Raw genomic sequence first — 5,097 nt, 5'->3', positions numbered from 1 at the left:
AGCGAGGCTTCGAAGCCGTCGAGCAGGCGCGCCAGGTTGCGGTCGAACCGGCGCGGGTCGTTGGCGTGCTTCTCGACGCGGGTCCACATGCTGTTCATGCCGTACTCGTCAGCGAGGGCGGCGAGCGACGGGTAGTCGCCGGTGGTGATGAGGCGCGTGACGTAGAGCCGCATCGGATCGTCGGCGTCGCCGTAGTTGTCGTCGTCGTTGCGGGCGTGCAGGCAGTAACCGAACACGTACTCGTCGACGGCGTGGATGAGGTCCAGCTTGTCGGCGAGGGTGCCGGGCAGGGTGCTCACCGCTTCGAGGGACTGGTCGAAGTGACGCACGCCGTTGGGGCCCACGGCCGGGTCCTCGACGATGTCGAAGATCCACGGGTGGCGCTCGAACGCCGCACGCGACGAATGCGCCAGAGCGGTGATGGCGGCGCGCCAGCCGCCACGCAGCTTGGTGGCGGGCAGCACGATCTCGCCCATGACGTAGTCGGTCACGAGGGACAGCAGCTCGTCCTTCGTGCGGACGTAGTGGTACAGCGTCATCGTGCCGGCGCCGACTTCGGTGGCGAGTCGACGCATGGAGAGCGCGTCGATGCCTTCTTCATCCGCGATGCGCACTGCCGCTTCGGCGATGTCGTCGCGGCTGAAACGCGGTTGGCGCCGCCCGGGTTCGGTGCGCAGCCACAGGTCGACGACGGAGCCGAGGCCTTCGAACTTGTCGGCGTACTTCTCGGCGTACTTCTGCGCCTGCTTGTTGATCTGCTCGGCGACGAGCTCACGGATCATCTCGCCGGCGTCGTCGGGGCGACGGCGCGGTGAACGCCCGGAATTTCCACTTGCCACGTCGTACAGCGTACTACTAACGTTAGTCGTACTATGTACGACAACTCAGTACGCCATACGACTAACGGCGCCATCGTCGCCGAGGGTCTGGGCAAGCGCTTCGGCGATCTGTGGGCGCTTCGCCACCTCGACCTCGACGTGCCGGCAGGCACCGTGCTCGGCCTCCTCGGCCACAACGGCGCCGGCAAGACCACCGCCATCCGGATCCTCACCACCCTCGCCCGCCCCACCGAGGGCGCTGCCACCGTGGCGGGCTTCGACGTGGTGCGCCAGAACGCGGAAGTGCGCCGGCGCATCGGCGTCGCCGCCCAGCAGGCCACCGTCGACGGGCTGCTCACGCCGCGGTTCAACCTCGAGATGGTCGGGCGGCTGCACGGCCTGTCGAAGGCCGACGCCCGCCGCCGCGCCGACGAACTGCTCGAGATGCTCGACCTCACCGATGCGACCGATCGCTTGGTCAAGACGTTCTCGGGCGGCATGCGCCGGCGTCTCGACCTCGCGGCGAGCATCGTGGCCCGCCCCGAAGTCCTTTTCCTCGACGAACCGACCACCGGACTCGATCCCCGCAGCCGTATCGAACTGTGGGACGTGTTGCGCGACCTCACCCGCGACGGCACCACCATCGTGTTGACAACCCAGTACCTCGACGAGGCCGATCAACTCGCCGACGACATCGTGGTGCTCGACCACGGCGAGACCGTCGCCCACGGCACTCCGGCCGAACTCAAGGCGCGCGTCGGCACCGACCGCATCGACGTCACGCTGCGCAAGAAGGTCGACCTCGGCCGCGCCGCCAAGGCGTTCGGTCCGCTCACGTCACAGAAGCCCACCACCGACGCCGAGAGGCTCGTGCTCACCGCCGCCCTCAACGAGGGCGTCAGGCTCATCGACGTCGTGCGCTGCCTCGAAGACGCCGGCGTCGACCCCGTCGACATCAACCGGCGCGAGTCGTCGCTCGACGACGTGTTCCTCACCCTCACCCACCCCGGCCGCCGCGCCGGCGAGGAGGTACTCGTATGACCGCCACCTTGATGAGCGACTCGCTCGTCTTCGCCCGCCGCAACATCGAACACATCCGCCAGATCCCCGAGAAGCTGCTCGACGTCACCATGCAGCCCGTGATGTTCGTGCTGCTGTTCGGCTTCGTCTTCGGCGGCGCCATCAACGTGCACGGCAACTACCGGGAGTACCTGATCGGCGGCATCCTCATCCAGTCGCTCGCCTTCGGGATGATGGGCCCCGCGATGACGATCAACGCCGACCTGACCGAAGGCGTCATCGACCGCTTCCGGTCGCTGCCCGCGGCGCGCGGCGCGTACCTGATCGGCCACTACCTCTCCGAGCTGGCCGGGCTGGCGTTGTCGATCGTGATCCTTACGACGACGGGCTTCGCCGTCGGATGGCGCACGCACGCCAGCGTCGTGTCGGTCATCGGGGCGTTCGCGCTCTTACTGCTCTTCGCCTCCGCGGTCATCTGGGCGGGCACGTGGGTCGGCATCCTCGTGCGCTCGTCTGACGCGGTGCAGGGCGCGATGTTCACCCTCGTGTTCCCGCTCACGTTCCTGTCCAACGCGTTCGTGCCGATCGCGTCGCTGCCGAGCTGGCTCCAACCCGTCGCCCTGTGGAACCCCGCCAGCACGATGGTCGCGGCGGTGCGGCACTTGTTCGGCAACCCCGAAGCACCGCTGGTGCGTCACTCGTGGGCGCTCGACCACGCGGTGGTGATGTCGGTGATCTACTGCGCGCTCATCCTGGCGTTGGCGGTCCCGGCCGCGCTCCGCAGCTACCGCGTCAAGACGACGGACTAACCGTCAGGCGTTGTCGCGCGTGTCGTGGCTGGCGCGCTCGAACTCATTCTTGGCGTGGCCGAGGCTGCGCGCCAGCTCCGGCAGCTTGCGGCCGCCGAAGAGCAACAGCACGACGGCGAGCACGATCAACAGTTCCGGGGCGCCAAGGTTCATACCGGTTCTACGACGCCGGGGCGCGGTCTGGATGACGCGTCAGGGCCCGGGGGTGGTCGTGGTCGCCTGCGAATTCTTCTTGGCATTCGGATCGGTCGTCGTCGTGCTGGGCGGGCTCGACGTCGTCGTGTCGCGCGGCCGGGTGCGCTCGGTCGTGGTGGTCGACTCTTCGGTCAGGCTCGTGGAGGTCGTCGCCGCATCCGACGACGTCGGTGTCGTGGCGCCGTCGGGCTGCGTGTCGGACGACGCCGCCGTGTGCAGACCGAGCGCGTCGGGCGACATCGTGTGGAGTTGCCGCACGGGGAGACCCTTCTCGCCGGCGCGCATGACGTCACTGAAGATCTGGGCGGGGAACGATCCGCCGGTAACGGCGCGCCCGTGCACGTGGCGCATCGGCTTGGGCGTCGGGTAGCCCGTCCACACGCTGGTGGCGAGATCCGGGGTGTAGCCGTCGAACCACGCATCGACGTTGTCCTGCGTCGTGCCGGTCTTGCCGGCGACGGGGCGACCGATATTCGCCGCCGTGCCCGTCCCCCGCTTCACGACGCCCTGCAGCGGCGTGTTGAGCACGCCGACCTCGTCGGCGCTAAAGGCGCGGTGGGTCGACGCCTTGTGCTGGTAGATCACGTGCCCCTTGCGATCGACGATGCGGGTGATCGCGTACGGCGCGGCGTAGATGCCGTCGGCGGCGAAGGTGGCAAACGCGCTCGCCATCTCGAGGGCGTTGACCCCGTCACCGTCGAGGCCGCCAAGGAAGACCGCGCCCTGCGCCGTGGTCGCGCTCTTGGGGATGCCGTCGTCGGTCGCCGCCTGGACCACGGCCTTGGGCCCGACCTGACAACCGAGGTCGACGAACACGACGTTGATCGAGTGCACGAGGGCGTCGTCGACGGTCATCTTGCCGCTCCCGTCCTCGTCGGCGTAGTTGTCGACCTTCTTGGATCCGTAGCACGGGATGACCTGACCCGACGTGCCGTCGAAGGTCGAACGCGGGTCGATCTTGGCCCGCAGCGCCGCGAGGTACACGAACGGCTTGAAACTCGAGCCCGCCTGCCGGCCGCCGCGGCTCGACATGTCGAACTGCGTGGTGGCGAAGTCGAGGCCGCCGAAGAGGCTGCGGATGGCGCCGTCGCCCGGCTTGACGGTGGCCACCGCCGTAGTGGGATCGCCGGCGGCACCGAGGTGCGCCTGCACAGACGCGACGGTCGCGTTGAACACCTTGGGATCGAGCGTCGTCTGGATGCGGTAGCCGCCGGTGAAGAGCTGCGCGCCGCGGGTCTGGGGCGAACCTCCGAGCGCGTTCAGCGTGCGGGCTTCGCGCTCGACGTAGGCGACGAAGTGCGGCGCCATGCCGCTGCTCGCCGCGGGGCGGGGCTGGGCGGTCATCGGCTCGTTGACGGCGACTTGGTAGGCAGCCGCGTCGAGCCAGCCCTGCTTCTTCATGTTGCCGAGCACTTGGTTGCGGCGCGCCAGCATCGGCTTGGCGTTCGTGCGCGGGTCGAGGATCTCGGGGGCGCGGATCTTGCCGGCGAGCACGGCGCCTTGGGCGACCGACAGCTTGTCGGGGGTCACGCCGAAGTAGCTCTGCGACGCCGCGGCGATGCCGTAGGCGCCGTCGCCGAAGTACACCTGGTTCAGGTAGCGCTCGAGCAGCTGGTTCTTGGTGTAGTTGCGCTCGAGGCGGCTGGCGTAGAGCACCTCGCGGATCTTGCGGAACACGGTGTGTTCGCCCGCGGTGTAGTTGATCTTGGCGAGCTGCTGGGTGATCGTGCTGCCGCCCTCGCTGTGGCCGTGCAGCGTTTCGAATCCGGCGCGCAGGATCGCCGCGGGGTCGACACCACCGTGGTGGTAGAAGTCCTTGTCCTCGGCGGCCATGACCGCCTCGCGCACGCGCACCGGGATCGTGCTGAGGGCGACGGGCTTGGTGTCCTTGAGCCCGCCGGGGCCGATGTCGCCGATGACGGAGCCATCGGCGGCGGTGAGTCGCGTTGACGTGGGCAGTTGGTTGAAGTCGGCGATCTTGGGCGCGAAGGGCGCGGCGACGAACAGCATCACGTCGCCCACCGCCAGTGACACGGCGCGCCGCAGCGGTGGGATCGCCACGATGGCCAGCAGCGCAGTCAGGAAAATGGCGAGCAGGCGGCGCCAGTAGACGTGTCGGGCAAATCGTCGGGCGCGCGCCATCAGTGCGCGCCAGGATGCCCCAGCCGGGGCCGTGCGGGTGGCCATTGCGGCGAAGGGATACCCATTCGCCGGCGGTTTCGTCCGGGCCGCCGCCGGAGGCGGCCGCGGCCCGT

At 68.9% G+C, this 5,097-nt stretch carries 5 protein-coding genes; 2 read left to right on the top strand and 3 right to left on the bottom strand.

Features of this window, described 5'->3' with window-relative positions:
- Nucleotides 1-839, bottom strand: an 839-nt coding sequence (locus VHC63_16360; protein ID HVV38182.1) for a TetR/AcrR family transcriptional regulator, incomplete at its 3' end; no start/stop codon positions are given.
- A gap of 33 nt (nucleotides 840-872) precedes the next feature.
- Here VHC63_16360 and VHC63_16355 point away from each other — a divergent pair.
- Nucleotides 873-1,859 carry an ATP-binding cassette domain-containing protein gene (locus VHC63_16355; protein HVV38181.1) on the top strand — a complete coding sequence of 329 codons (987 nt, stop codon included), beginning with the start codon at nucleotides 873-875 and terminating at the stop codon, nucleotides 1,857-1,859.
- Complete coding sequence (locus tag VHC63_16350; GenBank protein ID HVV38180.1) at nucleotides 1,856-2,647, top strand: ABC transporter permease; 792 nt, start codon at nucleotides 1,856-1,858, stop codon at nucleotides 2,645-2,647. Before VHC63_16355 ends, VHC63_16350 begins: the two co-directional genes overlap by 4 nt.
- Before the next feature lie 3 nt (nucleotides 2,648-2,650).
- On the opposite strand, the gene VHC63_16345 is transcribed toward VHC63_16350, so the two are convergent.
- Both VHC63_16345 and VHC63_16340 read right to left on the bottom strand, forming a co-directional pair.
- Nucleotides 2,651-2,800 (bottom strand): twin-arginine translocase TatA/TatE family subunit, encoded by a 150-nt coding sequence (locus VHC63_16345; protein HVV38179.1) that lies wholly within the window; start codon nucleotides 2,798-2,800, stop codon nucleotides 2,651-2,653.
- Between the two features lie 39 nt (nucleotides 2,801-2,839).
- The coding region (locus VHC63_16340) for a transglycosylase domain-containing protein (GenBank protein HVV38178.1) at nucleotides 2,840-5,097 on the bottom strand (2,258 nt) is incomplete at its 5' end.

The organism is Acidimicrobiales bacterium (assembly GCA_035546775.1).
Taxonomy (GTDB): domain Bacteria; phylum Actinomycetota; class Acidimicrobiia; order Acidimicrobiales; family JACCXE01; genus JACCXE01.
The sequence above is the reverse complement of the archived record's forward strand: the minus strand, read 5'-3'. Positions and strand labels throughout refer to the sequence as shown.

What these genes read in the sequence shown, in the direction of transcription:
- VHC63_16345 (HVV38179.1), bottom strand. Translation starts at nt 2,800, where the DNA reads ATGAACCTTGGCGCCCCGGAACTGTTGATCGTGCTCGCCGTCGTGCTG.
- VHC63_16350 (HVV38180.1), top strand. Translation starts at nt 1,856, where the DNA reads ATGACCGCCACCTTGATGAGCGACTCGCTCGTCTTCGCCCGCCGCAAC.
- VHC63_16355 (HVV38181.1), top strand. Translation starts at nt 873, where the DNA reads ATGTACGACAACTCAGTACGCCATACGACTAACGGCGCCATCGTCGCC.